32 protein-coding genes are annotated in these 25,839 nt (G+C 62.1%); 13 read left to right on the top strand and 19 right to left on the bottom strand.

The features are described 5' to 3' along the window. Window positions 1–260: 260 nt before the first annotated feature. The 3 genes from ACR9ZQ_RS14420 to ACR9ZQ_RS14410 form a co-directional block, all read right to left on the bottom strand. Window positions 261–749 (bottom strand): Lrp/AsnC family transcriptional regulator, encoded by a 489-nt coding sequence (locus tag ACR9ZQ_RS14420; RefSeq protein WP_007816294.1) that lies wholly within the window; start codon window positions 747–749, stop codon window positions 261–263. A gap of 70 nt (window positions 750–819) precedes the next feature. Beyond that, complete coding sequence (locus ACR9ZQ_RS14415; protein ID WP_481429321.1) at window positions 820–1,461, bottom strand: uracil-DNA glycosylase family protein; 642 nt, start codon at window positions 1,459–1,461, stop codon at window positions 820–822. Next, window positions 1,461–2,006 carry a thermonuclease family protein gene (locus ACR9ZQ_RS14410; RefSeq protein WP_481428144.1) on the bottom strand — a complete coding sequence of 182 codons (546 nt, stop codon included), beginning with the start codon at window positions 2,004–2,006 and terminating at the stop codon, window positions 1,461–1,463. Before ACR9ZQ_RS14410 ends, ACR9ZQ_RS14415 begins: the two co-directional genes overlap by 1 nt. 106 nt (window positions 2,007–2,112) lie before the next feature. On the opposite strand from ACR9ZQ_RS14410, the gene ACR9ZQ_RS14405 reads away from it, so the two are divergent. After that, window positions 2,113–3,648 (top strand): sensor histidine kinase, encoded by a 1,536-nt coding sequence (locus ACR9ZQ_RS14405; protein ID WP_310388016.1) that lies wholly within the window; start codon window positions 2,113–2,115, stop codon window positions 3,646–3,648. Between the two features lie 14 nt (window positions 3,649–3,662). Here ACR9ZQ_RS14405 and ACR9ZQ_RS14400 read toward each other — a convergent pair whose 3' ends face one another. Continuing rightward, window positions 3,663–4,043, bottom strand: a complete 381-nt coding sequence (locus ACR9ZQ_RS14400) for a diacylglycerol kinase (RefSeq protein ID WP_310387812.1) — start codon at window positions 4,041–4,043, stop codon at window positions 3,663–3,665. A 123-nt stretch (window positions 4,044–4,166) separates the two neighbouring features. After that, window positions 4,167–5,183 carry a nicotinate-nucleotide--dimethylbenzimidazole phosphoribosyltransferase gene (cobT, locus tag ACR9ZQ_RS14395; protein WP_481428143.1) on the bottom strand — a complete coding sequence of 339 codons (1,017 nt, stop codon included), beginning with the start codon at window positions 5,181–5,183 and terminating at the stop codon, window positions 4,167–4,169. 174 nt (window positions 5,184–5,357) lie between these two features. On the opposite strand from cobT, the gene ACR9ZQ_RS14390 reads away from it, so the two are divergent. Genes ACR9ZQ_RS14390 through ACR9ZQ_RS14380 form a run of 3 tightly spaced genes read left to right on the top strand, consistent with a single transcriptional unit; the run spans window position 5,358 to window position 7,051 of the window. After that, entirely contained in the window at window positions 5,358–6,137 is a 780-nt protein-coding gene (locus ACR9ZQ_RS14390; protein WP_310387815.1) for an adenosylcobinamide-GDP ribazoletransferase, read from the top strand. A gap of 18 nt (window positions 6,138–6,155) precedes the next feature. Further along, complete coding sequence (locus tag ACR9ZQ_RS14385; RefSeq protein ID WP_310387816.1) at window positions 6,156–6,353, top strand: DUF1289 domain-containing protein; 198 nt, start codon at window positions 6,156–6,158, stop codon at window positions 6,351–6,353. Then, complete coding sequence (locus ACR9ZQ_RS14380) at window positions 6,353–7,051, top strand: TIGR02281 family clan AA aspartic protease (RefSeq protein ID WP_405049769.1); 699 nt, start codon at window positions 6,353–6,355, stop codon at window positions 7,049–7,051. The genes ACR9ZQ_RS14385 and ACR9ZQ_RS14380 overlap by 1 nt, the downstream gene beginning before the upstream one ends. Here the strand turns inward: ACR9ZQ_RS14380 and ACR9ZQ_RS14375 are convergent. Next, on the bottom strand, window positions 7,048–8,037 hold the full coding sequence (locus tag ACR9ZQ_RS14375) for an aldo/keto reductase (RefSeq protein WP_481428142.1): 990 nt from the start codon (window positions 8,035–8,037) through the stop codon (window positions 7,048–7,050). The genes ACR9ZQ_RS14380 and ACR9ZQ_RS14375 overlap by 4 nt on opposite strands. Window positions 8,038–8,338: 301 nt before the next feature. Between ACR9ZQ_RS14375 and ACR9ZQ_RS14370 the strand changes: the two genes are divergently transcribed. Further along, window positions 8,339–9,184 carry an NAD(P)-dependent oxidoreductase gene (locus tag ACR9ZQ_RS14370; protein WP_481428141.1) on the top strand — a complete coding sequence of 282 codons (846 nt, stop codon included), beginning with the start codon at window positions 8,339–8,341 and terminating at the stop codon, window positions 9,182–9,184. A 5-nt stretch (window positions 9,185–9,189) separates the two neighbouring features. On the opposite strand, the gene ACR9ZQ_RS14365 is transcribed toward ACR9ZQ_RS14370, so the two are convergent. Beyond that, window positions 9,190–10,161, bottom strand: coding sequence for an alpha/beta fold hydrolase (locus ACR9ZQ_RS14365; RefSeq protein WP_481428140.1), 972 nt, complete (start codon window positions 10,159–10,161; stop codon window positions 9,190–9,192). 147 nt (window positions 10,162–10,308) lie between these two features. Here ACR9ZQ_RS14365 and ACR9ZQ_RS14360 point away from each other — a divergent pair, with 147 nt between their 5' ends. Together ACR9ZQ_RS14360 and ACR9ZQ_RS14355 are read left to right on the top strand one after the other, a co-directional pair. After that, complete coding sequence (locus tag ACR9ZQ_RS14360; RefSeq protein ID WP_037102938.1) at window positions 10,309–10,746, top strand: Rrf2 family transcriptional regulator; 438 nt, start codon at window positions 10,309–10,311, stop codon at window positions 10,744–10,746. Window positions 10,747–10,904: 158 nt separating this feature from the next. Beyond that, entirely contained in the window at window positions 10,905–11,342 is a 438-nt protein-coding gene (locus ACR9ZQ_RS14355) for a hypothetical protein (protein WP_477922176.1), read from the top strand. Between the two features lie 8 nt (window positions 11,343–11,350). On the opposite strand, the gene ACR9ZQ_RS14350 is transcribed toward ACR9ZQ_RS14355, so the two are convergent. Both ACR9ZQ_RS14350 and ACR9ZQ_RS14345 read right to left on the bottom strand, forming a co-directional pair. After that, complete coding sequence (locus tag ACR9ZQ_RS14350; protein WP_481428139.1) at window positions 11,351–11,740, bottom strand: Rap1a/Tai family immunity protein; 390 nt, start codon at window positions 11,738–11,740, stop codon at window positions 11,351–11,353. Between the two features lie 148 nt (window positions 11,741–11,888). Next, window positions 11,889–12,509 carry a TetR/AcrR family transcriptional regulator gene (locus ACR9ZQ_RS14345; RefSeq protein ID WP_481428138.1) on the bottom strand — a complete coding sequence of 207 codons (621 nt, stop codon included), beginning with the start codon at window positions 12,507–12,509 and terminating at the stop codon, window positions 11,889–11,891. Between the two features lie 121 nt (window positions 12,510–12,630). Here ACR9ZQ_RS14345 and ACR9ZQ_RS14340 point away from each other — a divergent pair, with 121 nt between their 5' ends. After that, the gene (locus tag ACR9ZQ_RS14340; protein WP_481428137.1) at window positions 12,631–13,488 is read left to right on the top strand and encodes an MBL fold metallo-hydrolase; all 858 of its coding nucleotides are present in this window, start codon (window positions 12,631–12,633) and stop codon (window positions 13,486–13,488) included. 48 nt (window positions 13,489–13,536) lie between these two features. On the opposite strand, the gene ACR9ZQ_RS14335 is transcribed toward ACR9ZQ_RS14340, so the two are convergent. Continuing rightward, a complete protein-coding gene (locus tag ACR9ZQ_RS14335) occupies window positions 13,537–13,989 on the bottom strand; it encodes a pyridoxamine 5'-phosphate oxidase family protein (RefSeq protein ID WP_481428136.1) in 453 nt (150 codons plus the stop codon). A 147-nt stretch (window positions 13,990–14,136) separates the two neighbouring features. On the opposite strand from ACR9ZQ_RS14335, the gene ACR9ZQ_RS14330 reads away from it, so the two are divergent. Both ACR9ZQ_RS14330 and ACR9ZQ_RS14325 read left to right on the top strand, forming a co-directional pair. Beyond that, complete coding sequence (locus ACR9ZQ_RS14330) at window positions 14,137–14,559, top strand: helix-turn-helix domain-containing protein (protein ID WP_481428135.1); 423 nt, start codon at window positions 14,137–14,139, stop codon at window positions 14,557–14,559. Window positions 14,560–14,575: 16 nt separating this feature from the next. Further along, entirely contained in the window at window positions 14,576–14,956 is a 381-nt protein-coding gene (locus ACR9ZQ_RS14325) for a DUF4180 domain-containing protein (RefSeq protein WP_481428134.1), read from the top strand. A gap of 41 nt (window positions 14,957–14,997) precedes the next feature. On the opposite strand, the gene ACR9ZQ_RS14320 is transcribed toward ACR9ZQ_RS14325, so the two are convergent. Further along, the gene (locus ACR9ZQ_RS14320; RefSeq protein WP_310387836.1) at window positions 14,998–15,990 is read right to left on the bottom strand and encodes a squalene cyclase; all 993 of its coding nucleotides are present in this window, start codon (window positions 15,988–15,990) and stop codon (window positions 14,998–15,000) included. A gap of 178 nt (window positions 15,991–16,168) precedes the next feature. On the opposite strand from ACR9ZQ_RS14320, the gene ACR9ZQ_RS14315 reads away from it, so the two are divergent. Continuing rightward, window positions 16,169–17,092: a LysR family transcriptional regulator gene (locus ACR9ZQ_RS14315; protein ID WP_310387838.1), complete on the top strand. Its 924-nt coding sequence runs from the start codon at window positions 16,169–16,171 to the stop codon at window positions 17,090–17,092. On the opposite strand, the gene ACR9ZQ_RS14310 is transcribed toward ACR9ZQ_RS14315, so the two are convergent. The 3 genes from ACR9ZQ_RS14310 to ACR9ZQ_RS14300 form a co-directional block, all read right to left on the bottom strand. Continuing rightward, window positions 17,055–17,792: an SDR family oxidoreductase gene (locus tag ACR9ZQ_RS14310; protein ID WP_310387840.1), complete on the bottom strand. Its 738-nt coding sequence runs from the start codon at window positions 17,790–17,792 to the stop codon at window positions 17,055–17,057. The genes ACR9ZQ_RS14315 and ACR9ZQ_RS14310 overlap by 38 nt on opposite strands. Window positions 17,793–17,903: 111 nt before the next feature. Beyond that, window positions 17,904–19,301 carry a chromate efflux transporter gene (chrA, locus tag ACR9ZQ_RS14305; protein ID WP_481428133.1) on the bottom strand — a complete coding sequence of 466 codons (1,398 nt, stop codon included), beginning with the start codon at window positions 19,299–19,301 and terminating at the stop codon, window positions 17,904–17,906. A 1-nt stretch (window position 19,302) separates the two neighbouring features. Next, entirely contained in the window at window positions 19,303–20,118 is an 816-nt protein-coding gene (locus tag ACR9ZQ_RS14300; RefSeq protein ID WP_481428132.1) for a chromate resistance protein ChrB domain-containing protein, read from the bottom strand. Window positions 20,119–20,383: 265 nt separating this feature from the next. On the opposite strand from ACR9ZQ_RS14300, the gene ACR9ZQ_RS14295 reads away from it, so the two are divergent. Next, window positions 20,384–20,980 (top strand): demethoxyubiquinone hydroxylase family protein, encoded by a 597-nt coding sequence (locus ACR9ZQ_RS14295; protein WP_481429320.1) that lies wholly within the window; start codon window positions 20,384–20,386, stop codon window positions 20,978–20,980. A 6-nt stretch (window positions 20,981–20,986) separates the two neighbouring features. Here ACR9ZQ_RS14295 and ACR9ZQ_RS14290 read toward each other — a convergent pair whose 3' ends face one another. Then, entirely contained in the window at window positions 20,987–21,724 is a 738-nt protein-coding gene (locus tag ACR9ZQ_RS14290; RefSeq protein WP_481428131.1) for an SDR family oxidoreductase, read from the bottom strand. 196 nt (window positions 21,725–21,920) lie between these two features. Between ACR9ZQ_RS14290 and ACR9ZQ_RS14285 the strand changes: the two genes are divergently transcribed. After that, window positions 21,921–22,544: a TetR/AcrR family transcriptional regulator gene (locus ACR9ZQ_RS14285; protein WP_310387848.1), complete on the top strand. Its 624-nt coding sequence runs from the start codon at window positions 21,921–21,923 to the stop codon at window positions 22,542–22,544. Between the two features lie 153 nt (window positions 22,545–22,697). Here ACR9ZQ_RS14285 and ACR9ZQ_RS14280 read toward each other — a convergent pair whose 3' ends face one another. Genes ACR9ZQ_RS14280 through ACR9ZQ_RS14265 form a run of 4 tightly spaced genes read right to left on the bottom strand, consistent with a single transcriptional unit; the run spans window position 22,698 to window position 25,837 of the window. Continuing rightward, window positions 22,698–23,231, bottom strand: a complete 534-nt coding sequence (locus ACR9ZQ_RS14280; protein WP_310387850.1) for an AAA family ATPase — start codon at window positions 23,229–23,231, stop codon at window positions 22,698–22,700. A 49-nt stretch (window positions 23,232–23,280) separates the two neighbouring features. After that, on the bottom strand, window positions 23,281–24,600 hold the full coding sequence (locus ACR9ZQ_RS14275; RefSeq protein WP_310387852.1) for an ATP-binding protein: 1,320 nt from the start codon (window positions 24,598–24,600) through the stop codon (window positions 23,281–23,283). Continuing rightward, the gene (locus ACR9ZQ_RS14270) at window positions 24,597–25,274 is read right to left on the bottom strand and encodes a response regulator transcription factor (protein WP_025669134.1); all 678 of its coding nucleotides are present in this window, start codon (window positions 25,272–25,274) and stop codon (window positions 24,597–24,599) included. The genes ACR9ZQ_RS14275 and ACR9ZQ_RS14270 overlap by 4 nt, the downstream gene beginning before the upstream one ends. Beyond that, window positions 25,271–25,837: a cytochrome b/b6 domain-containing protein gene (locus ACR9ZQ_RS14265; RefSeq protein WP_310387856.1), complete on the bottom strand. Its 567-nt coding sequence runs from the start codon at window positions 25,835–25,837 to the stop codon at window positions 25,271–25,273. Before ACR9ZQ_RS14265 ends, ACR9ZQ_RS14270 begins: the two co-directional genes overlap by 4 nt. Window positions 25,838–25,839: the final 2 nt, after the last annotated feature.

Here is a 25,839-nt window from a genome sequence, read left to right as displayed (position 1 = left end):
CGCCTGGGCCAATTCATGGCTTGCGTGGCTTCGCATAGTTCCATGACAGGAAGATTACAATTTGGAAAGGTTTCGCGCCGCCGTCAAGTGGCTGGTGTTCGACGAACACCCTCAGAAGTCACAGATGAACTCCTGATTCTCCCCGCCCAACTTGCCTGAGCAGTCTCCAGAGGAGCTTCTGCTTCCTCACCAGCGCGGGCGCGATGCGTTCGCGCCTGCGTTATAAATCATATGCCCTGTCCTGTAAGCGCCTGCCCGACTCAGTCCTCGTTAGACTTGGCGTTTTCGAGGAGCATGTAGTCGAGCGGCAGCTGCGTCGAATACTTGATCTGCTCCATCGCGAAGGCGGACGAGACGTCGCGAATCTCGATCTTGGCGATCATCCGCTTGTAGAAGGCGTCATAGGCGGCGATATCGGGCACGACGACGCGCAGCAGATAGTCTACATCACCGCTCATCCGGTAGAATTCGACCACTTCAGGGAATTCCGCCACGACCTCGGAGAAGCGGCGCAGCCACTCGATGGAATGGGTTGCAGTGCGGATCGACACGAAGACCGTAACTTTGGTGTTGACCTTTTCCGGATCGAGGATCGCGACTCGGCGCTTGATGACGCCGTCTTCCTCCATCTTCTGGATACGCCGCCAGCATGGAGTCGTCGAAAGCCCGACCTTTTTGGCGAGGTCGGCAACGGCGAGCGTCGAATCTTCCTGGAGCAGGCGCAGTATCTTTCGGTCGAGGCGATCCATGCGAAACTAAGTCCTTTTCGAATTATTTTCTTTGTATAGCGCGATTCCGGCCGACGAAAAGAATTTTGTTTCAGAAGGCAAGCATTTTGATTCGCCGGCGCAACTCAGGAAGCAGTTCTTCTTCGAACCACTGGTGCCGCTTGATCCAGCCGGTATTGCGCCAGCTCGGATGCGGCAGCGGAAGAATCAAAGGCTTGCCCGGCACGGCGAGGCTGTCATGCCATGCCCGCACGGTCTCGGTCATATTCTCGCGCCTTATAGGCCCCATATGCCAGGCCTGCGCATAACCGCCGACGGCAAGCACCAGCTCGATCTGTGGCATGGCCGAAAGCACGCGATTCCGCCAGATCGGCGCGCATTCACGCCGCGGCGGCAGATCGCTGCCCTTGGCATCATAGCCCGGAAAGCAGAAGCCCATCGGCACGATCGCGAATCGATCCCGGTCGTAAAAGGTCGGCCGGTCCACCTGCAGCCACTGCCGCAGCCGGTCGCCAGAAGCATCGTCGAATGGCAGACCGCTTTCATGCACGCGCAGCCCCGGCGCCTGGCCCGCGATCAGCACACGGGCGCGCGATGAGAGCACGGCAACCGGCCGCGGCTCGTGCGGCAGTTGATCCTCGATGCCGCGCAGCGGCGCATCGCGACAGATCCGGCAGGCGGCAATCTCGGCGCGCAGCCCATCCAGTCGGTCCTCGCTCAACGCACTATTCATTACCATCCCGTCCATCCGCCGATTAGCCGCCTCAGGCCGGAGCTTTCATGCCGGGCCTGATCCCTGACATCGCGCGGCATTTCGAAATGGCCGGCCCAGAGTCCTAGCTTTTGCGCCCTCGCCTGCCCTTCCTCCTGCTGATAGCCGCCGTAGGAAACCGCCATCCCGGAAGCCACCATGCGCGCATTAATATTGCCGGCACTATTTCGGCAAGTGACCAGCAGTCGGTCGTAGCGATCGCGCTCGTTTCCGCCGCATTGCGTAGCGTTGTCCGAAACCAGCTGCTGCAGCGCCTGTTGCGCCTGCCTGCCGCAGGCCCAGCCCTGCTCCAGCCGCTCGCAAGTCTGCGACAGTTCCGGTGCATCGATACCCTTCAGCCGCATGCGCTCGCCATCGAGAACGAGACTATCGCCATCGGCGGCGTGAAAAGAGCCCTGGTGCTGGATGTCGGGCCTGTCATTCAGCTTGGCAGCAATTAATGCAACGAGAGCAAGAAAAGCGAGGGCGGTTGCACCGTCTCGGGTCAACACCAGAAGCCGTGCCACGCTTTTGCCTCCTTGCAAAACAAACCCTTGGCAAAGATGGCAAACATCTTCTTAAGACTTTCCGGTTAAGCTCTTATTCATCTGCGGGACAAATTTCAACGTGCACATGAGTACCGGCGTCAGCACATCAACCGACAAGATCATTGTCGATAAATCGCGCGGCCACCGCAATAAGGCGGTTTCAAAGGCCGTGCGGCAGACGCGTGAACGCCTGCAGTCCGGCCATGCCTCCAGCTCCGCCTTCGATCGTGACGTACTGCAGATGTATATCACTGCCGTGCTGCAGGGCGCGGCGATCATGCCGCTTTTCGTCATCATCGTTGCAGCGCTCGGCACCTATTTCACCGAGGATGCAAGCCTGTTCTTCTGGGCGTTGCTGACGCTGACATGCCATGCCGCCAATATTCTTCTCGCCCGCCGCGCCAGGAAGCAGGAAATTACCGCAGAGACCGTACGCCGCTGGCGCAACCTGTTGCTGGCAGGCCAGTTCCTGAGCGGCTGCTGCTGGGCGGTCTTTGCCCTGCAGGGCTGTTCGGCCTGCGAACCTTCGAGCTTCACGCTCTATAAAGGTGCTACCCTGCTGATCGCGCTGTCGGTCACGACCATGTCGAATTTCATGCTGACGCGCGCCGTACTCGTCGGCTTTGCGCCGGCTGTCGTCGCGCTTGCCGCAAAAAGCGGCCTGTCGCGCGATATTCTGGAACTCTCTCTGACCGGCGTCTTCACTATGACGGTGGTCTTCTTCAATTACATCAGCGACCGGCTTTTCCAGTTCAGCCTGAGGATCCTGTCCTTCCAGTCGGAAAAGGATGATCTGATCGCCGAGCTGGAAGTGGCCAAATCCATGTCGGACGAGGCTCGCCGCCGTGCCGAGGAAGCAAACCTCGCCAAGTCGCGCTTCCTCGCCTCCATGTCGCATGAGCTGCGCACGCCGCTGAATGCCATCCTCGGCTTCTCCGAGGTCATGTCGGCGGAAGTCATGGGTCCGCTCGCAAATCCGACCTATAAGGAATATGCTGGCGATATCCATCGCTCCGGCCAGCATCTGCTCGATCTCATCAACGAAATCCTCGATCTCTCGCGCATCGAAGCCGGCAAGTATGAGTTGAGCGAAGAGGCGATTTCTCTGCTCGATATAACAGAGGACTGCATCGGCATGGTGCAACTTCGGGCGCGGGCCAAGAACATCTCCATCCACGATCAGGTCGAGCGCCAGCTTCCGGCGATCTGGGCGGATGAGAAATCCATGCGCCAGGTCGTGCTTAATCTGCTTTCCAATGCGGTGAAATTCACGCCTCAGGGTGGAGAAATCAACGTCAAGGTCGGTTGGACGGCCGGCGGCGGCCAGTACATCTCCATCAGGGATAATGGCCCCGGCATTCCCGAAGACGAAATCCCGGTCGTGCTCTCCGCTTTCGGCCAGGGCTCTATCGCCATCAAGAGCGCCGAACAAGGCACCGGCCTCGGCCTGCCGATCGTTCAGGCGATCCTTGCCAAGCATGACGGCCAGTTCATCCTGAAATCCAGGCTGCGCGAAGGCACCGAAGTCATCGCCATCCTGCCGGCCAAGCGCGTGCTGCAGAGCATCCCGGCGGTAGAAGAAGCCCAGCCGGTCATCAAGAAGCGCCGCAGCTTCGCCTAGTCTTCCCCCATAAGTTAAAAGAACAGATGCCTGACGACGACGAAGCCGAGATAAAGGCAGCAGGCGGCGATCATGCAGGTGACGGCGAAGGAGCCGAGATCCTTCGCATGTTTGCCGACGATGGAGATCTCGGGTGAAATCCGGTCGATCACTTCCTCGACCGCCGTATTCATCGCCTCGATGGAAAACAGCCCGAGGAAAAGCACCGTCGTGACGACGAATTCCGTGGCATCCGCACCGACGAGAAAAAGCGCAATCAGCGCCACGGCGAAGAAGCCGAGCTCCTGCCGGAACGCCGCTTCCCTGAAGACCCGCAGGAAGCCAGCCCAGGAATAGCTGGCCGCTGCCACGAAATGGCGAAATCCCGTTTCCTTGGTCACGGCAGGTTTCGTCAAAGGCGCCTCGTTTCCTCCACGCCGGTCTTTTGCCGACGCTTCCATTCATGAGCGGATACGCAGATACCGTTTCCCCGATCCCAGCGCAAGCAATGCGCTGGTCGGGTTGCGGCTCCGACCACATCAATGCTTGCCGGAAACGCCGGCCTGACTGAAGGTCGCCATGCCGGAATGGCAGGCTGCAGCCGCCTTGACGACGCCGGCAGCGAGCGCTGCACCCGTGCCCTCGCCAAGCCGCATGCCGAGCGCCAGAAGCGGCGTCTTGCCAAGTTGTTCGATGGCCCGCAGATGGCCCGGCTCGGCAGAAACGTGGCCGATCAGGCAGTGATCGAGCGCGGAAGGGTTGGCCGCCCGCAGGATCGCGCCGGCAGCGGTTGCCGTATAACCGTCGATCAGCACCGGAATACGCTCCATGCGTGCCGCAAGGATCGCGCCCGCCATCGCCGCAATCTCGCGACCGCCGAGCCGGCGCATGATTTCCAGGGGATCGTCGAGGTGATCGCTGTGCAGTTCCACGGCGCGCTCGACGGCATCGATCTTGCGCTCCAGCATCTCGCCTTCCGAACCGGTGCCGGGGCCGACCCAGTCGCGCGCCGTGCCGCCATAAAGCGCATAATTGATGGCAGCCGCGATCGTCGTGTTGCCGATGCCCATTTCGCCGATGCAGAGCAGATCCGTGCCGCCGGCAATCGCTTCCATGCCGAAGGCCATGGTGGCGGCGCAGTCGCGCTCGGTCAGCGCTGCTTCCTGGGTGATGTCGCCGGTCGGGTAATCGAGCGCCAGGTCGAAGACTTTCAGGCCGAGATCATAGGCGACGCAGATCTGGTTGATCGCCGCCCCGCCAGCGGCGAAATTCTCCACCATCTGCTGCGTGACTTCAGGCGGAAAAGGCGTGATGCCCTGCCGTACGACCCCATGATTGCCGGCGAAGATCGCCACCAGCGGCCGGTTGACGGCAGGCGGCTTGCCCGTCCAGGCGGCGAGCCAGAAAGCGATCTCTTCCAGTCGTCCAAGCGCGCCTGGCGGCTTCGTCAGCTGCGCGTCGCGTTCGCGGGCGGCGACCAGCGCGCGGGCATCCGGTCCCGGCAGGTCACGAAGAAGGGCGCGAAAATCGTCGAACGGCAGGCCTGAAACGCTCATCTGAATGGCTTTCCTTGTATTCTTGTCTTTTCCCGGCAAATCGGGTTCTTTGCGTGGCGACTCTCTTAAAGCGAGCGGCCCAGGCGAACAATGTGAAAAAGCACACGGCGCCAAAAGCCGCAGGGAGACAAAGACGCTGCGGAGAGGCGGGGGCAGCAGAGAATGATCCCAGGAATGATAAAGGACATCGTGGTCGATGCCGCGCGCGCGGTGGCTTTCTTGAGCCGCATTCCCGTGCCGCCATGGCTCTTTACCGGCTATGACGGCAAGCTTGGCCGGCTGGTTCGTGTCTTCCCCTTGGCCGGGCTCGTCATCGGCGCCCTGCCCGCTCTCGTCTTCCTGCTGATGCTGGCATTTCGCGCCGACCGGCTGATGGCCGCACTGGTAGCGCTCGCTGTGCAGACGATCCTGACCGGCGCGCTGCACGAGGACGGGCTTGCCGATACGGCTGACGGTATCGGCGGCGGCAAATCCCGCGAGCAGAGCCTGCTCATCATGAAGGACAGCCGCATCGGCAGTTACGGCGCGATCGCCCTCATCCTCTCTTTCGCCCTGCGGGCCTCGGCACTTGCCGCCATTGCTCGCGAGGCGCCGCCCTTTGCGGCCGCCCTTGCAATTCCGGCTGTGGCCGCTCTGAGTCGCGGGGCGATCGCATGGCACTGGCAGCGCCTTCCCGCCGCAAAGCCGGATGGGCTCGCTTCTTCCGCCGGAAGCCCAGCGGAAGTGACGATGCAGATCGCCCTCGTCACAGCAGGCTTTATCACAGCCATGTTCGTCTGGCCGGCACTCGGTCTGTTGCCGTTCGTCTCGGCCCTTCTCGCCGCCGGTCTCTCGACGCTCGCCTTCACCTGGTTCATCCGCAGCAGGCTCGGTGGCCACACCGGTGACACGCTCGGCGCCACCCAGCAGATTTGCGAGGTCGCAGCCTTTTGCGCCCTTGCCATGGCCCTCTGAAATCCCGATATATCGCCCATGCGAACACCCTGCATCCGCGTATGCTCCCTGGATCCTATCACCGGTCTCTGCGCCGGATGCGGCCGCACAACGGATGAGATCGCCGGCTGGATGCGCTTTTCCGATGAAGAACGCGAAACCATCATGGAAGACCTGCCCGCGCGGCTCACGGCACTCGCTCCCGAATCGACCAAACTGCTGGAGGCCATCGGCTGATGCGCCTTATCCTCCTGCTTGCCGTCATTGTCATCGGCCTTGCCGTCCTGCTCCTCAACAATGACCAGAGCCGCATCATGGGCCTCGAAAGCGACGATTTCGGCCGCTTCGTCTACCTGTTGCCGATCGCTCTGATGCTGGCAGCCGGCATCTGGGGCAGCCGCCAGAATATCGGCCAGACCCTGCGCCAGCTGATGATCTGGCTCGTCATCATCTTGGCGCTCGCCACCGCCTACCTCTACCGCCAGGACGCAATGGCCGTCGGCAACCGCCTGCTCGCCGGCCTCGTGCCCGGCCGCGCCGTGGTGGTTACGACGAGCGAAGGCGGGCAGGAAGTCATCGTCCACAAGATGCTGAATGGCCATTTCGAGGCCGAGGTCTCGGTCAACGGCCAGTCGGTACCGATGCTGGTCGATACCGGCGCCAGCATGGTGGCGCTCTCGCATGCCGACGCGCTGCGCATCGGCATAGACCCGAAGCAGCTCACCTATTCCATGACAGTGATGACCGCCAACGGTCGCGCCCGCGCCGCCCCTGTTACCCTCGATCAGGTCGCGATCGGCCCGATCGTGCGCAGCAATGTCGCCGCGTCCGTTGCCGAAGACGGCAGGCTCGACCAGAGCCTGCTCGGCATGAGTTTCCTTGAGACACTCGGCTCCCTGCAGATGCAGACGGATGAGCTCAGGATGCGGGATTAACGGTCAATGGTCGCCATGATCCAGTCCGCATAGCGGTTCCCGGATATCGTCCCGGTCACCAGCGCTGCATCGAGCCTCTGCATCTCCTCAGCATCCAGGCGGATAGAGGCAGCAACAACATTCTCTTCCAGATAGGATCTGCGCTTGGTGCCGGGGATCGGCACGATATCGTCGCCCTTGTGCAGCAGCCAGGCGAGCGCGATCTGCCCGGGCTTCACGCCCTTGCTTGCCGCTATGTCGAAGACGATCTGCGCCGCCTGCATGTTGGAATCGTAATTTGCACCTTGGTAACGCGGATCGATCCGCCGCGTATCGCCTTCCGGATAGTCCTCTGCCCGCTTCACGCCACCGGCGAGGAAACCGCGTCCCAGAGGGCAGAACGGCACAAGACCGATCCCAAGCTCCCGCAGAACCGGAATGATCTCAGGCTCCAGATTCCGCTCCCAGAGCGAATATTCGCTTTGCAGCGCCGAAACAGGATGGACGGCATGGGCGCGGCGAAGATTGGCGATACCGACCTCCGAAAGCCCGAAGAAGCGCACCTTGCCCGCAATGACCAGATCCCTGACCGTGCCGGCCACGTCCTCGATCGGCACGCTCCTGTCGAGGCGGTGCTGGTAAAGCAGGTCGATATGATCGGTCTGTAGCCGGCTGAGGCAGCCCTCGACAACCCGGATGATGTTCTCCGGCCTGCTATCTGTGCCGACGATCCTGTCGCCGTCGAAGCGTGAGCCGAATTTGGTCGCGATCACCACCTTCTCGCGCCGATCCCTGAACGCCTTGCCAAGAAGAGCCTCGTTCTTGAATGGGCCGTAGTTTTCGGCCGTGTCGAAGAAATCGCAACCAAGCTCGATGGCGCGGTGCAGGGTCGCGATCGATTCCGCCTCGTCGGCTGGCCCGTAGGATTGGCTCATGCCCATGCAACCGAGGCCGATTGCTCCGACTTCCAGTCCCTGACTGCCAAGTTTTCGTCTGCTCAATGTCATGAAACTTCTCTCTCGATGCGATGTCTGTGCGAAACCGCCAATCGACGGCATGCCAAGCTAAGGCGACCGACCCGGATTATGAATGCTTGAACGTGCGAATTACTTGCGCGATAGTACGGAACTGAGCGCCGACCCATTCTCAGGCATCCTGAAATTCGCCAGCGCCGAAACGCTCGAACCGAGTGCGGACTCGAAGATCTGATTGGCCCGAAGCTGCGGACTGAAGGCCGCACCTGCCTTGCGGCATCGACCATCCCGCCCTAGTCTCTCCGCATCCCCGCCAAAGAGGTCATATCCGTCAATGTCCATTACCATTGCATTGTTCGGGGCCGGCGCCATGGGCAGCGCCGTTGGCCGCCGCCTCGCCGAATCCGGCGCCAAGGTCATCACTTTTCTCGATGGCCGCAGTGAAGCGACGATCGAACGCGCCCGCGCAACGGGCCTCATCGCCGCTCCGCTTTCGGCATTCGCCGAGGCCGATATCATCCTCTCCATCGTCCCCCCGGCCGAAGCTCAGAAGGTCGCGGATCTCATTGCTCCGGTGCTGCACGACAGCCGCAAGAAACCATCCTTCGTCGATCTCAATGCCATCAGCCCGAAGACCATGGAAAAGCTGGCCGCAGGCCTCGCTTCCACAGGCGCCAAGGTTATCGACGGCTCGATCATCGGCGGCCCGCCGGTTCCCGGCAAGGCCGGCCCGGCCGTCTGCCTCAGCGGCGATCTCGCGAGCGAGCCCGATCTCCTCTCCAGCTTCGGCCTGAAGATCCGCCGCGTGAAAGGCCCTGTTGGAGCAGCCTCCGCCTTGAAGATGTGTTATGCCGGCATCAACAAGGGCATCACCGGCCTCTCCGCCGCCATGCTGCTTGCCGCTGCGCGCTCCGGTGCCAGCGAGGCATTGAAGGTAGAACTGGCCGAAAGCCAGGCCGAGCATCTGAAGCGGCTACGCCATTCCATCCCGGACATGTTTCCGAAGGCCTATCGCTGGGTGGCGGAAATGGAAGAAATCTCCGAGTTCCTCGGAGCCGACGATCCCGCTGCCCTCATCTTCAAGGGCATGGCCGGCGTCTTCCAGACCATTGCCGATGACCGGGATGGCAGCCGCGAACTGATCGCCACGCTCGAGGCGATGCTGGATGACGGGCATTAAACTGGTCACAAAGCCTGCACGAAATCGATAATCGCGCGGCTGACGATCTCCGGCCGTTCCTGCGGCAGCCAATGGCCCGCACCGGCCACAAACTGCGTCGCCCTGAGGCCAGGCGCGAGCCGTGGCATCGCATCGATAATCTCCCGTATACCGGGGATGGCAAGGCCCGTGTCGCGTTCACCGGCCATGAACAGCGCGGGAACCTCGACTTTCAGCCCCGCCAAAGCTTTCTGCAATTCCCAGTTCCGGTCGAGGTTCCTGTAATAATTCAACCCGCCGCGAAAACCTGACGCCTTGAATGCATCGGCAAAGACATCGAGGTCGGCTTGCGGCAGCCATTCAGGCAGCGTTTCCCCGTTGGGCAGATCAGCAAGCAGACCGGATGCGCGGGAGACCATGCCAAACGGATTGGGCGTTCCGTCGCCTGGCAGTCTTGGACCCGCCTCGCCGCAGGCGGCGCCATAGATCTTGCGCAGCGTGACATCCATATTCCGCTCGAACTCGGCTTCCGCCAATCCCGGCTCCTGGAAATAGAGCACATAGAGCAGGTGATCCGCTGTCGCCGGAAAAATCTTCGTCGGTGGCACGGGCGGCTGGCCCATGAGAGGCACGCTCATTGCGACAATGCCCCGGAACCTGTCCGGCCGCATCAGTGCGGCCTGCCAGGCAACCGTCGCACCCCAGTCGTTGCCGACGATAACAGCCTTTTCCTCACCAAGCGCATCGACGAGCGCAACCATGTCGGCCACGAGATCGAAGACTGTATAGGCGCCGGTCTCATCAGGGCTTTCCGTTCGGCCATAACCACGCATATCGGGCGCCACGGCATGGAAGCCCGCCCCGGCAAGTGCGGTAATCTGATGGCGCCAAGCATGCGAGGTCTCCGGAAACCCATGGCAGAGCAGCACCAGCGGCCCCTCGCCGGCTTCGGCAATGTTCATCCTCAGGGTTGCGGTTTCAATCATGCGCTGCTGCATCGCTGCCTCCTCGACAATAAGCCCGTCGCTTTCGGAAAAATCGCTTCCGGGCGACATCGAATCTTTAATTCCGTATCTTTTTACGTTACAGAAAACGGGAGTCAATATACCGTAACACTATTTGTTACGCTTTGGAGGGAAGCGCAGATGCGGCAAGACGGAAGACTGGCGCGGATGATCCATGTCCTCGTCCATATGGGGCTGCTTGGCGGCCGGGAAACAAGCGAGCGCATCGCCCAGATGCTCAACACCAATCCCGTCGTCGTTCGCCGTACCATGGCGTCGCTGCGCCAGCACGGCATCGTCGAATCCGAGGGCGGCCGTGGCGGCGGCTGGTCGCTGACGAGACCGCTTTCCGAGATCACCATTCTGGATGTGCAGCGCGCCCTGCAGGGCGAAACCATTCTGGATGCGCCGCTCTCCAACGATCACCCTTCCTGCCCGGTCGAACGCGCCGCCAATGCCAAGCTGCAGCTTGCCTATCAAAGCGCCGAGCAGGCGCTGCAGCGGGAGTTCCAGAAGGTGACGCTGGCCGAGGTCGGCGAGATCGCCATGGCCACCGCCCAGGCAGAAAAGAGAGCGTGACAGCCATCTGGCGGCTTGCTGACGGCGCGTGAATCTGCCAACTTTCAGCAAATCAACAAGACCACAAAGAACAAGAAGAAACTCCTAGTCTGGTGGCACCACATCCCGATCGCCTTCCCTGAAGGCCTCAGCGTGTCCGGTGCGACAGGAGTTTTATCATGACTGCATTCTGGCCCTTGTTCGTCGGCGGCGTGGCCCCCGCCATTCTCTGGGGCATTACCGCTATTTTCCAGAAGCAGAGCGCCGTATCGGGCGCAGGCTCCTCCGCCTATCTCATCGCCTTCGGCCTGACGCTTGCAGTTGCGGGCGGGATCTCCGCCCTGATCTGGCGGCCCGCGCCCTGGACGGCAGAAGGCTTCGGCTTTGCCGCCATCGCCGGCCTCTGTTTCGCCCTCGGCGCCGGCCTCATCAGCTTCGCGCTCTTTGCCTACGGCGTGCCGGTCTCCAAACTCGCACCGATCTGGAGCTGCAACGTGCTGGTGACGCTGGCCGTCGGCGCGGTGTTTCTGGGAGAGGCTGCTGAGGTCGATCTCATGAAACTCTCTGCCGGCACCCTGCTTATCATCGGCGGCGCCATCCTTGTCAGCAACGCCTGACGCCTGCCTTACCGGCAGCTGTAGCTGCGGGTAATGACGGTCATCACCAGATCGTCGCCCTCGGCACTGCGAACGCCTGGGTTCTCCTGCAGGAAGTGGCAGAGCATTTCGCCGATCACGATGGGTGTCGTGCCCGGCGGCAGGCAGATATTCCACCCGACCGAATGGCCGAGACGGGTTATACTGACCATCGCCTGCGGATCCGGGGCCGCATCGGCGAATGCACGCCGCGCAAGAAACTCATCACGGTTCCATTTGTCGAGCCAGCCGGAAACATAGCCGGTGACGAACTGCCGCGAACCGCCGCAATCCGAAAAGAGAAGATCGCCGCTGACATATTCCATCGGCGCCTTGGCCGAAACAGTCGCCAACAGGGTTGCAATGAGAATGCCCGGCATCTGATCCCTCGCCCGCATATCGATGCCGGAAACTTCAGCCCGAACATGTCGGAATTAAGCTGGAACTATTGCCGATCTGTGACGTCGGAAAAGATGGTAAATGCCCGAACCGGAAGGGAAATTTCTCCTTAACCGAGGTAAATGGGCTTCAATGCGCCTTGCCGTGGAGCAGCACGTCAAAGACCATCTGCTTGAATGTCTCGAGCGGCGCCCCGCTGCGTTCTGCGCGCATGCGCAGAAGCGCCCCCTCCCAGCTGTTCAGAATGAAATCGGCAAGTGTCCCGGCCGGCAGCTCGCTGGTCAGTGTGCCGTCTCTCTGCGCTTCGGCCAGGCAGGCCGCAATCACCTCGCTCCAGCGGCTGAAATGCTCTGCCACGTGCTGGCGGATCAACTCGCTATGGTCGACCGTCTCGGCGCTGAAATTGCCGAGCACGCAGCCCTGCGTATGACCTCTCAAGGTGAAGGATGCGACGCGATCGTCGAAATAGGCCTTGAGGCGGCGAAGGGGCGGTTTGTCGGCATCGGCAAGAAAGCTCACGAGCCGGGCAAGTGCCTGCTCGGAATAGCGATCGGAAACCTCGGCGCCGAAGGCCTCCTTGCTGTCGAAATAATTGTAGAAGGAGCCCTTCGGGACCTTGATGTCATCGACGATCTTCTGGATGCCGGTCGCGGCAAACCCATTGGCATGGATCTCCTTCAGACCCGCCTCGATGATTCTCTCCCGCATTTGGATATTCGGCTTGGGGCCGCGGCGGGCCGACTTTTCCACGTTCGTTTCCTCTTGAATAATTAAAGACGACCGGTCATATATTTATTGCTTGACCACAAAAATCAAGGACTTTCCCGCTCGCTCAGCCGTCTTAACTCCAACTTTTCAAGGAATTGCCACCATGACCTCAAGCCCCACTCCCAGCTTGCGCTATGATGTCCTGACAATCCGCCGCCCCGGCCTCAGCCGCGATGTGCCGGCTGGCGATCCATCCCTTCAGTGGGTCGCCAATTCCGCCACGCTGATCTCGGGCGAACGCGATGCCGTGCTCGTCGATACCTTCCTGACCGAACCGCAGACAAAGACGCTCGCCGACTGGTTGGAAGCAAGCGGCAAGCGGCTGAAGGCGATATACATCACCCATGGTCACGGCGACCACTTCTTCGGCATCGGTGCCTTGCTGAAACGCTTCCCGGATACGAAGGCCTATGCCATATCGGATGTAGTGGAGGCGATGCGCCGCCAGAGCGCACCCGACATGCTCGACGGCTTCTGGCGCAAACTCTTCCCCGGCGAAATCGCCGAGAACATGGCTATCGCCGATGTCCTTGAAGCACCGGACCTGGATCTCGAAGGCCACAAGCTGATCCCGATCGACGCCGGCCATACCGACATGTCGCACTCGACCGCGCTCCACGTTCCCTCGATCGGGCTGATCGTCGGCGGAGACGTCGTCTATAACGGTATCCACTGCTACCTCGGCGAAACCACGCGCGAGAGCCGGCTGCACTGGATCGAAACACTGGACCGGCTGAAAGAGCTGAAGCCGAAGGCCGTCGTCGCCGGCCACAAGATCCCCGAAAATGACGACGATCCTCATATCATCGACGAGACCCAGCAATATCTTCGAGATTTCAACAGGCTAGAGCTGGAAGCGACGACGGCGCGAGAACTGTTCGACGCCATGCTGGCGCTCCATCCCAACCGTGCCAATCCCGGCTCGCTCTGGGGCGCCGCCAAGGTCGCCAAGGGCGCCTGACCTTCACGCCGTCAACACCAGGCTGCCGCTTCTGCGCGGCAGGCCGCATCAGAGCGTGACGAGATCGGTGTGCCCGAACCCCTTGGAATAATCGAGCACCGAAATCACCTTCGGCACAACGCGGAAGATGCAGATCTGATCCCGCGTGGGCATGGCGATCGCCAGACCCTCCTGAACCGGATATTTTGCCGGCATCAGTTTGAGCACCCTGTCGGCCTCGGCAGGGTCTTCCACCTTCTCGGCATGCGCAGCCATCGATAGGCCGGTGATCTGCATCAGCTGGCCGGCATCCGGGTTGATCGTCAGCGACAACCTGTTGTCCTGCGCCAGATTGGCGGCCTTCTGGCTGTCCCGGCCGCAGAGGAAATAGAGGGTCAGCCCTTCATTCACGTAGCCGACCGTCGTCGCCTGCGGCCAGCCGTCTGGCCGGAGCGTCGCAACGCTCATGATCCGTTGCCCATCCAGTATCGCCCGGATCGTCTTCCTGATCGCCTCGTCCATGGCTCGCTCCGTTCGGTTGATGGCTGAAGCATGTGCGGCTGCAGGGTATTCCGCATTGATCCGCATCAAGGCGATAATCGATCTGGATTATTCCGAAATATTCCTTATCGTCCGAAATGAAAATCACGATAGAGAATAATACGGATCATGTCGGAAGAGCTCTACACAGCTGAACAGGCGGCCGAGCGCCTGAAACTACACCCGAAGACTGTGCTGCGGCTCATCCGCGAGGAGCGTTTGCGCGCCACCCGCATCGGCAAATCCTACCGAATCCTGCGCTCCGACCTCGAAGCCTTCGCCGGTGTCAGCAACAGCGGCCCGGCCCCGCAGGCCGAGGTCTATGTCACCAGCGTCGTTGAGGTGCCCGATCTCTCCGCCGAAATGTCAAACCGCCTGACGGTGCTGATGCAGGCCATGCTGATCTCGCGGCATCGCCGTCCGCACGCAATGCAATTCAACGCCGCCTATGATGCGGGACGGCAGCTCCAGAAATTCATCCTGATCGGCACGCCGTCGGATACGGCGGAACTGTTGAACAGCCTGGACGCTTATCTGAAGGCGCTCCGCTGACCAGAAAGGACATTCCGTGAGCAATGATATCAGGCTCTCGCACGGCTTTCGCGTGCTCCTCCGCAATCCCGATGGCAAGCCGTTACCGGCTGAAAGCGGCATCAACGATCTGATCGGCCACGCGCTTGGCGAAGCCATCGATTGGGTGGTGCTGCCGGTCGCCTGCCTGCCCGAGGGTTTCCTGACGCTCCGCTCAGGCATTGCAGGTGCTGCGATCCAGAAATTCGTCAACTACAAGGTTCGTATTGCCATCATCGGCAGGATCGATGCGGAGCTTGCCGGTAGCAACGCCCTGCAAAGCTTTGTCCTTGAAGCCAATCGCGGCACGACCTGCTGGTTTCTCGATACGATGGAAGAGTTCGAGGCCAGGCTCTCGGCCTTCAGCACACCGGCATAAACCACTTATTTCGCTGGACAATGCCGGATGTCGCAACGGCTTCACGCAACGGCATGTTCAGCCTGCCGGCCATCCCACCATTTCAGCACCCTGAGGGCCCTGAGCGTCACCCAGCGTGAGGGCTCTCCCTCTCCGTCATCCATCACGAACCAGGCCCTGCCGGACACGCGCCAGTCGAGCGGCCAGCGTCCATCCTCCAGTTGCCGTAAGCGGAGGTATTCGACTGCCTCCTTCAGCCGCATATCGGGCGCAGCCCCTGTCAGCAGGCTTGAGGCGCGAAAGTAATCGAGCGCCCGCAGCACATCGAAGCGCCAGCGGTTCGGGTGCAGGAACTGCATGAACTTCTCGTCGACCGGTTCGCCGGTGCTGAGCCGCCGCATCAGGTGCCGCGCCAACAGATAATCCTCGCCCGACCGTCTTGCCTCGCGCGATTGCTCCGTGCCGCCGGTTGCCCGCTCATATTCCAGCAACCCTTCCAGCACATTGATCGTTGTGTGGAAGGACGAGCGCATCGAGCCATTTGCCCGCTCGCAGTTCCAGCCGCCATCCGACTGCCGCTCGCCGAGTAATCTTTCTACGATGGGCGAAACATCGACACCGAAATAGGCGCCGTCGCCAACCGTGCGGCCATTGATGCATTCCTCCACCTCGCCCTCCCAGAAGGGCTGCCCGCCTTCGTCCCAGCGGCAATTGCCGCCGATGAGCGCGACAGTTCTCCTTGCGCTCTCGGAGCGCGGATCGAGCCCGAATTCACGAAGCTGCGTCAGCGAAAAATTCGTCGCCGTCCAGGGCTGGCCGGTCGCCTCCCATTCCTCGCGCGTGAAATCGCTGGGAAGGAACGAGCCGCCCGCCCATTGCCCATCGGCATCCTGAAAGGACAATAGTCTGGCACCCCACCCCTCCCGCTCGACCTTCTGCCGCTCGGCGGACCAGACGGGTTCGGGCGCATCCAGCAGATCGCGCAGCACCTGCCAGCGGATGGCCGGGTCGGAGGCGAGCAGCCAGTCGATCACGGATGTCTCTGAGGCTGGCATCGGCAAGGCTCCCTTTTGCTTGCAAATACCGACGCAGCTTGGCCAAACCGGCGGCTGCCGTCAACATTACTGGACCCGGCGCGGAGGTGTGACGCCCAAGCGGAGAGACTCCCTCTTCGCACCGCCGCCTGATATAGGCAGCGAGTGCCCATCCTTGCTGGGGAGCACGGAGCCCGAGATGAACCCACGACAATTGAAAACCTTCCTTGCGGTCGCAAAGCACGGCAATTTCACCCGTGCCGCTGGCGACGCGAACCTCGCCCAGTCGAGCCTCAGCGACCAGATACAGGTGCTCGAAGAGGAATTGGGCGTACAGCTTTTCGAGCGCTCCCGACAGGGGGTGACGCTGACACCGGCCGGTGACACGCTGAAAGCCTATGCCGAGGAGATCCTGGCGCTGAACGACGAGGCGAAAGCGGCGATCCGTGCCGCCGCCGGTCTTGGCGGACAGACGCTTGCGATCGGCACACTAGAAACCGTCGCGGCGGAGAAGCTCGCTCCCTTCCTGTCGCGCTTTCGCGGGGCCCATGCCGATATCGGCCTGACGCTGAAGATCGCCGGCAGCGGTGAATTGCAGCGCCGCCTGGAAGACGGCTCGATCGATATCGCCATCACCTTCGATCGCGGAGAACAGGACGAGCGGTTCGTGACCCGCCTCGTCTCGCGCGAACCGCTGATGCTGATTGCGGGCCGCAATGCCGGGGCGATACCGCCCGGGAACCTTGCGGACCTGAGCCAGCTACCCTTCATCGCCACGGAAACCGGTTGCGTCTATCGCCGCCTGTTCGATACCGCCTTTGCCGAAGCTGGCATTGCCGCGCCCGATATCGTCACCCAGGCCGACAGCATCCAGACGATCATCCGCCTCGTAGCATCCGGCGCCGGCTACGGTCTTGTCCCGCGTCTGGCCGCCAATCCGGCCGTCGAGCGCGGCGATGTCGCGGAACTGCTCTGGCCGGGCGACACGCCCACCGCCTCGCTCATCATGCTGTGGCGGCGCCGGCGGGTGCAGCCGCCGGCGCTTTCCCTATTACTCGCATCGGCGAGCGAGGATTTCCGGCCGGTCAGGCCAGCCGATGCCCGCCTTCGACGTGCAGGATAGTGCCTGTCGTAAAGCCGTTGCCGATCAGGAAGCGGATCGCATCGGCAATATCCTCTGGACGGCCGACACGGCCCGCCGGCAAGCGCTTCGCCATCGCGTCCAGCGTCGCCTGCTTGGCGTCACCGGCAACGAAACTCCAGATCGGCGTATCCACCCATCCCGGCGATACCGCGTTGATGCGCAGAGGCGCAAGCTCCACGGCAAGCGCCCGCACCAGCCCTTCCAGCGCCGCATTGACGGCTGCAACAACCGAACCCCGCGCCGCCGGCCGATAGGCCGCCACGCCTGACGTATAGGTGATCGAGCCAGACGGCGGCAGGCACGGCGCGCCGTATTTGGCGAGCAGCAGCGGCCCGTAGAACTTGCTCTCGATAACCCGCTGAGCCGCCGAAAGCTGCAGATCCGGCAGAAGCTGGTAAGCCCCGTCGATATCCGCCGCCGTGCTGACGATATGATCGACCGGCCCGCAATCGCGGAAAAAGACGGCAACCTCCTCCTCCCGCGTGAGATCGAGGACCGTGGTCTTAAGATCAGCAGGATCGCCGAGCTCCCGCCGCGCCGCCTCAAGCCTCTCGGCACTGCGCCCGGCAATCGTCACCCGCGCCCCTTCGGCCAGCAGCCGCTGCGCCAGCGCCAGCCCCATGCCGGAACTGCCGCCCACGATGATAATCTCTGCGCCTTCTATTTTGATGTCCGTCATCTGCATCTCCTTCTTGGCTGGGAGAGCAGATGCCTTGCGCCGGACCGGAAGAAAAACGGAAGAAACCGATGGTGCCATCGGTTCTTCCGATGATGCGGCTGCCGGTGAACCTCAGGCCGGCCAGACCATCCCGGCCACTGCGCAGCCGAGCAGGACCGGAATGACCGCCAGTTTGAACCGGAAGATCGCGATAGCTGCCGCAAGGCTCAGCAATAGCGATGGCAGCGACAGCGACGCCCAGACGGGCAGCTCGATCGAGAAGAGTCCAAGGCTGTGAACTTCGGCGCTCCGGAACAGGAAGTGCAGGCCGAACCAGATCGCGAGATTGAGGATGACGCCGACGACGGCCGCCGTGATGGCCGACATCGCGCCTGCCAGCGCAGCATTGCCGCGCAGCTTCTCGATGAAGGGAGCGCCGAGGAAGATCCAGAGAAAGCAGGGAACGAAGGTTACCCATGTCGTCAGGACGGCGGCGATCGTGGCTGCGGTCATCGGATTCAGGCTGCCGGGATCACGATAGGCTCCCATGAAGCCGACGAACTGGAGAACCATGATCAGCGGCCCGGGAGTTGTTTCCGCCATGCCCAGACCATCGAGCATCTCGGTGGGCTTCAGCCATCCGAAATGCTGGACGGCTTCCTGCGCGACATAGGCAAGCACGGCGTAGGCGCCGCCGAAAGTCACCATCGCCATCTTGCTGAAGAAGACGCCGATCTGCGTAAAGATATCGTCGGGTCCGAGGAAGAGATAGAGCAGCAGCAGCGGCAGCAGCCAGAGCATCAGCAGCACCGACGAGATCCTCAGCGACCAGCGGAGGTTCGGTCGCGCGTGATCAGGTATCTCCTCTCCGAGCAGCGCGTCGGCGTCGGACAGAACCGCGCCGCCCGCCGACCTGTGCCCGCCGCCGCTCTGGAACAGGCGGGAGCCCGACTTCGATCCCAGGAAGCCGATGATGGCGGCTGAAAGGATGATAACCGGAAAAGGCACATGGAGGACGAAGATCGCCAGGAAGGCGGCTGCCGCTATCCCGATCATCGCCCTGTTCTTCAGCGCGCGGCCGCCGACCCTGACGACCGCCTGAATGACGACGGCAAGCACGGCCGCCTTCAGGCCGAAGAACAGCCCCTCGACGGCATCGACGCTGCCGAGGGTCACGTAGAGGTAGCTCAGGGCCAGAATGGACAGGAAGCCCGGAAGCACGAACAGGATACCCGCAACCAGACCGCCGGCAGTCCGGTGCATCAGCCAGCCGATATAGATGGCAAGCTGCTGCGCCTCCGGTCCCGGAAGCAGCATGCAATAGTTCAGCGCATGCAGGAAGCGCTGTTCGCCGATCCACTTCTTCTCATCGACGACGATGCGATGCATGACGGCGATCTGCCCGACCGGTCCGCCGAAGCTGAGGGCTGAAACGCGCAGCCAGACGCGAAAGGCCTCGCCGAAGGTAACGCCATACGGGTTTGGCGACGCGCCTGTATCGGGCGTCGCATGGGTGACGGCACTGGTCACGTTAGCCTCCCTTTTTCGCGGAAGGCCAGTTGTGCGTTTCGTCCGTGGCATCGCGGCACCAGCGGTAGAAGGCATCATAGAGCAGCATGCCGGCATCCAGCTGCTTGAGATCGTCAACAAACATGCGCGACAGGCCGAGCGATGCGGCCAGCAGGCCGGCCACTTCAGGGGCAAGGTCCGGCCGGGCGGTATCGGCGCCGCGGACGAGCGTTGCGAGCCTCGACATCGGCCCCGAAGCAAGGCCGAATTCCTCGATCATCACATCGAAGGTACAGAGCTCGCCGCGGTGGCTCCAGAAAACCTCCTCGATATCGAACGGCGTGGCACCGAAGCGGTCGGCAACCAGGGCGACGTCTGATGTCGGCACGAAAAGAAAGACCGCCGAAGGGTCGACGAAACGCCGGATGAGCCAAGGACAGGCGATGCGGTCGATCTTCGGACGCGCGCGTGTGACCCAGACAGTCCGCCCCTGCCGGTCGCGCGGCGGCAGCTTGTCGATGGGCACGGCCACGCCGCCGGAGCCTATCCAGGCTTCGAAGCCGCCTTCCAGCACCTCCGCAGCACCCCCGGCATGTCTGATATGGGCGGCCACCCCATGGCTGAGCTTGCCGCCCGCCTGGCAGACGACGATGACCGGGCCGGCGAAGCCAGCAGCCCATTCCGTGACATCGGTGTGAGATTTCCGGATCGAGCCCGGCACAAGCCGCGGATCGCGGGCAAAATCCTCCTCGGTGCGCACATCGACGATGACAGGCGCATTGGGTGTGCCGACGATACGGGCGAGCTTATCTGAAGATATTTCGAGAAATGAAGGCATGACGCGTCCCTCCGTTGTTCGGTTTCGATGGACGCGATTCTTCGGCATGTCGCCTCGTGGGGTGATCGCAACCCCATACAGTTTTTATGCGCGCCGCCGTTTTTCGTGTCAAGCAGCAGGAGGATCATCTCTTTTATGTGATGTTGTGCTGCCGGCCATCGGCGATAAGGTCGAAAAAATACCGCTCATAGACTGTGTCCTGCCATTGACGATCGCGGTGGTAGTATTGCCTATTGCAGACAGGGAAGCCGGGGCCGCGCGGATCATGGACAATCTGCCTGATATCGTCAGCAAGCGTGATCCGGCCGTTACCGTCAGGCGTATCCTCAAGGTCAATCACGCCGGCGAGTTCGGCGCAATCCGCATCTACGGGGCGCAGATCTGGATGGCCCGCCGCCTGTTTCCTGATATCGTGCCAGCGCTTCAGGACATGCGGGAAGACGAGATCAGGCATTGCCGCCTGTTTCGCGAGGCCATGCCCACAAGGGGCGCCAAGCCCTGCCGTGTGATGGCCTTCTGGAGCCTCGGCGGTTTTGTGCTCGGTTTTCTGACGGCGCTTGGCGGGCGTAACATGGTCTGGATCTGCACTGAGGCGGTGGAAAGCACCGTTCATCGCCATCTGGAAGATCAACTGGCCATCCTGCAGACCAGAGACCCGGAGCTTCATGCCCTCATCGCCTCGATCCAGGATGAGGAGCTGGCGCATCTGCGCGAGGCCGAGGAAAAGCAGACGGCGCGCGGGCTCAGCCACGCGCTGCTTCTGCCCGTTATCGGCGCGCTCACCGATCTCATGATCTGGCTTTCGACCTGGGGAGATTCGAGCTGGATGGGCGCCGAAATCGCGCGCTTCAGAAAGGCCTAGCGTACATCAGTTCCGCCCGCCATTCGCGCGGATCACCTGCCCATTGACCCAGCCGCTCTCAGCGCTCGCCAGAAACGACACGATCCGGGCAATGTCCTCCGGCTGCCCGAGCCGGCCGAGAGGGATCTCGTTGGTCAGGCGCTGGATCAGCTCCGGGGAGCGGCCGGCGAGCAGCAGTTCGGTCGCAACCGGCCCGGGCGCCACGGCATTGACGGTGATACGGCGGGAGCCGAGTTCCTTTGCAAGGATACGCGTCATCGCTTCCACAGCCGCCTTGGTCGCCGTGTAGACGGCATTGCCCGGTGAATAATGGCCGATGATGCTGGTGGAGAGATTGATGATACGGCCGCCCTCGCGCACCCGCCTTGCGCCCTCGCGCATGCCGTTGAAGGTGCCGGTCAGGTTCACGGCGATCAGCCGCCGGTAGTCTTCGTCGCTCGCGTCGGAGAGCGGGCCGAAGGTGGTGACGCCGGCATTGTTGACGAGCACGTCGACGGTTCCGAATTCCGCTTCGGTGCGCTCGAAGAGGTCGACGACTGCCTGTGGGTAGGAGACATCGGCGCGGAGCGCAATCGCCCGGCCGCCGGCCGCCGCGATGGCCGCAACCACCGCTTCGGCCTGTGGGGTACTTGCCGCATAATTGACGACGGTCTGGAAGCCATCGGTTGCGAGCCGTCTGGCGATCGCCGCACCGATGCCTCTGGATGCGCCGGTGACGATGGCGGTCTTGATCTCGTTTGACATGTGTGACTCTCCTGTTCCTGCAGCGCGAGTGATCGCAGGCACAGCAAGTCGCATGCGCGTCACCGGTCCCGGTAAGGCGCTCGAAGATCTCAGATCCTGCTGTGTTGCCCGATCGCTTGTGCGCTTGATCTGACGCCGGTAATGTGAGCGATAACTCGCTTTCCCGCTACTCGCATTTCAGGCCCCGTTTCCAGCAATGTCCGAAAGCCCCTACGAGAGCCGCTCCTCGCCCAGAAAAGCGCCCAAACAGGCTCGCTCGCTTGTCACGGTAAGCGCGATCGTCGAGGCCGCAGCTCGCATTCTGGAGGAGCGCGGCCACGAGGGTTTTTCCACCAACGCGGTCGCGGAAAAGGCTGGCGTCAGCGTCGGTTCGCTCTACCAATATTTCCCGCGCAAGGATGCGCTGATCGGCGCCCTGATCCTGCGGCAGACGATGTTACTGGTCGGAGATGCGGAAAGTGCTGCCGATCGGCCGACGGGCCAAGAGGCGCTCTCTGCCCTCATCAACCCATGCGTCCACCTCCAGCTTGAACGCCCTGCCCTTGCCCGCCTGCTGGACTATGAAGAGGCGCGCCTGCCGCTCGATGCCGAGACCGAGCAGATCAAGCAACGCTTCTTCGAGCTCACCCGCGATACCCTGCTGCGGCCGGATATGCCGCCGCAGCCCGATATCGATGTCGCTGCGCGCGATGTGGTGGCGATCATCAAGGGCATGATCGATGCCGCCGGCGAGCATGGCGAGGAGGACAGGAACGGGCTGGCGCTACGCGTCAAACGCGCGGTCATCGGCTATCTCAAAACCGCATCGGACAGCGGGTAATTTCAAGAAGAAACCCTCGGTCCGGGAGTGGAATCGAGGGTCTTCATTTGCAGGATCAACGCAGCGATCGCTGGGAACGATCAACCTTTGGGAGGGGAATTAGGTTGCCGCATTGGATAAGGAACAAGCTGCATCGAATTTGGTTCCCGGAAATTACACGGCCTGCAGCTGGCTCAGCAGAAAATCCGCCCGTGCGGCGACATCGACCCTCGGGAGAGTGACGACCTCATAGCCGATTCCAGGATAGGCCACGGTCAGTCGATCATATTCGGCAACCGCTTCTTCAAAACCGTGCCGTCGCTCCGGGTCATTGACATAGATCTCCGGCCAGGGTGGCGTCAGGAACACCGTCTGGTGATAACGATGCCGGTCCCGCAGCGTCTCCAGCACCGCTTCTCCGGTAGCGGCCTGGAGCGCGGCGGCGGCATCGATCAGGCCGCGATCGAAAAACGTCCAGCCCGCCTGCGCCTCCGCCAGTTTCTGATCCTCGAGCGCCATCGCGATCGCCCGCCGGGCAAAAGCCACCGGATCGACCCAGGGCAAGGCTGCGCCCTGCCCGGCCAGTTCATCTTTCACGATCCGGCGTCCGGGCTCTTCGACGGTGGCATAACCGCGCCGGGAAAGCTCTTCGAGCAATGTTGATTTCCCGCCACCCGAACAGCCGGAAATAACGACGGATTTGATCATGGAACCCTCGAAAAACAGATGATGTAAAGGAAGCGTGGTGCAAATGCGGCTATGTGCCGACTTCCAGATCGAAGATGTGGCCCTGCCTGCCGGCAGAGCGGCGAAGCGAACCCCGGTGGATCGCGGCAATGCGCTCCACGATCTTCAGGCCGATTCCAAGGCCGTCCGTATGGGCTGTGACATCGCACGCTTGCCGGATACCGGCGAGATGCCGATCCTCGACGCGGATCAGATTGCGGCTGACCCGCACGACGATATCGGTATGCGCGGGCGTGTGGCGGACGGCATTGTCGATCAGGTTGCGCACGGCATCCTTCAGCAGGGCCGGCACCCCCTGCACGATGGCGGCATCCACCTGCGCGGAAAATTCCAGCGAGTGATCGTTTTCATAAACCCAGGGCGCCAGCTGCTCCACCACGCTGGATGCAAGCGCCACGAGGTCGACCTCCTCGAACATGCCGTGATCGAATGTATCGAGCCTCGCGAGCGCGGTGATCTGGCCGACGAAGCGCACGAGGTCGTCGAGATCGGCTTCAGCCTTTCGCGCCCGTGGATGGTCGATATGGCCGAGCTCCAGCTTGATTGCCGCAAGCGGCGTGCGCACCTCGTGCGCGATGCCCGATGTCAGGATCTTCTGGGATTTCATCAGCTCGCCGACACGCTCGAAGGCCCGGTTGACCGCCTCGGCAAGATGAGCGATTTCCCGTGGCATTTCCTGAAATTGCAGATGCGAGCGGGAGTCCATCGGGTCGATCCGTTCGGCCGCCTCGGCCGCAATCCGTACCGGTTTCAGCGCCTGGCGCACGGAAAGCAGGGTGGCACCGAGCACGAGCACCAGCAGAATGCTCATCGGCACGATCATGTGTTCGAGCACCTCATTCCAGAAGACGTCCGACAGCACGTCCTGCGGATCGCCCGTCGTCGCGACATCGACGACGAAGCGCCGCCCGCCGACCGTAAAGGCGCGCCCGCCCACGAGCGTCAACGGCTTGCCGGGCTTGAGCGATCGCAGCCAGAAATCCGGAGGATTGACATCAGGCGGCAGGAAGCGGCTCTCGCAGGCGGCATCGCAGGATTGGAAAACCAGCCCGCCGTCGGCCTCGCGGATGCGGGCCACATAGCCGGTCTGCGCCTGGCTGTAGCGCCCCTCGACACTTTCGGGAAGCCGGTAGTGGATTGTGCCATCCTCCACAGCAATGCCGGAGGCGAGCCGCTCGGTTTCCTGCTCCACGAAGAGCCGCGAGAGCTCCCCGACATTCCAGTAATAGTCGGAGAAGATCACGGCGAGCTGCAGCACCATGGCCAGCACCGCAAAGAAGGCGATCCGCCGCGCCAGGATCGCGCCCAGTGTCGGCGATATCTGCTTCACGCGCGCGCCTCCCGCATCATGTAGCCGACACCCCTGACGGTCTCGATCAGCGCCTTCGTCGGATGCCCCTCCAGCTTCTTGCGCAGTCTCGAAACGGCAAGCTCGACGGCATTGCTGCTGCGTTCGTCGCCGAATTCCGAGAAGGCGTGCTCGATCTTCGGCTTGGGCACCACCCTGCCGCCATTGCGCATCAGCAGTTCGAGCAGCCCCTTTTCCGAAGGCGCAAGCGCAATCTCGGCGCCGGCACAGATCACCCGGCGCGAGGCGACATCATATTGAAGTGCGGCATATTCCAGGACCGGCATAATGGTTGCCGGCGCGCGCCGCGTCAGCGCGCGGATGCGGGCGATCAGCTCACCGTTGTGAAACGGCTTTACGAGATAGTCATCAGCGCCGGCATCGAGCCCGGCAATGCGTTCGTCGATCGCCCCGCGTGCAGTCAGCACCAGAACCGGCATCTGCACCCTTGTCGCCCGGAGCGACCTCAGGAAGGCGATCCCGTCCTCATCAGGCAGGCCGAGATCGAGAAGCAGCAGGTCGTATTCCGCTTCCTGCAATGCAAGCCGCCCCTCCTGCGCGAGCGCGAAGGCATCGATCTTCCAGCCGGCATCGCGGATGGCTTCGCAAAGCAGTTCGCGAAGCCTGGGACTATCCTCGATCAGCAGTATCCTCATGCCTTCTTTCGACCCGTGACCATCGACCAGACGAGGTTTTCCCTGTGCCTCCAGCTTTCGACGATGGCCGCACCGGCATGGACGAAGGCAAGCACCATGATGCCGTTTGCGATGGTGCCGTGCAGTTTCTCCAGCCACTTTTCGCCCCAGAAGGCGTCGAGCGTCGTCATCCAGCCGGTCAGCGCAGTTGCCGCCAGCAATGCCATCAGGAGCAGCATCATAACCGATGCCAGCGGATTGTGACCAAGGTAACGTTTATCATTGCCATCGATCATATCGAGGATCTGCTCCATGACCCTGCGCGGCGTCGGCAGGAAATCGGAAAAGCGAGCGTGTTTTGTACCGACGAAACCCCAGAGAATACGAATGACGATTGCCGCAGCAACGACATAACCCGTGAAGCGGTGCCAGTATTTGCCCTCTTCGAGAAAGAAGAGGTTGAGCGTGCAGGCGGTAACGATTGTCCAGTGAAACAGCCTGACGACCGGGTCCCAGACCCGGATCGTCTGGCGGGCGGTATCGGAGGGCTCAGCGCCCTCCTTCTTCGACGAGATGGCCGCCATCG

The organism is Rhizobium sp. KNZ14-9A (genome assembly GCF_056755015.1).
This window is presented reverse-complemented; position numbering and strand designations above follow the sequence as displayed.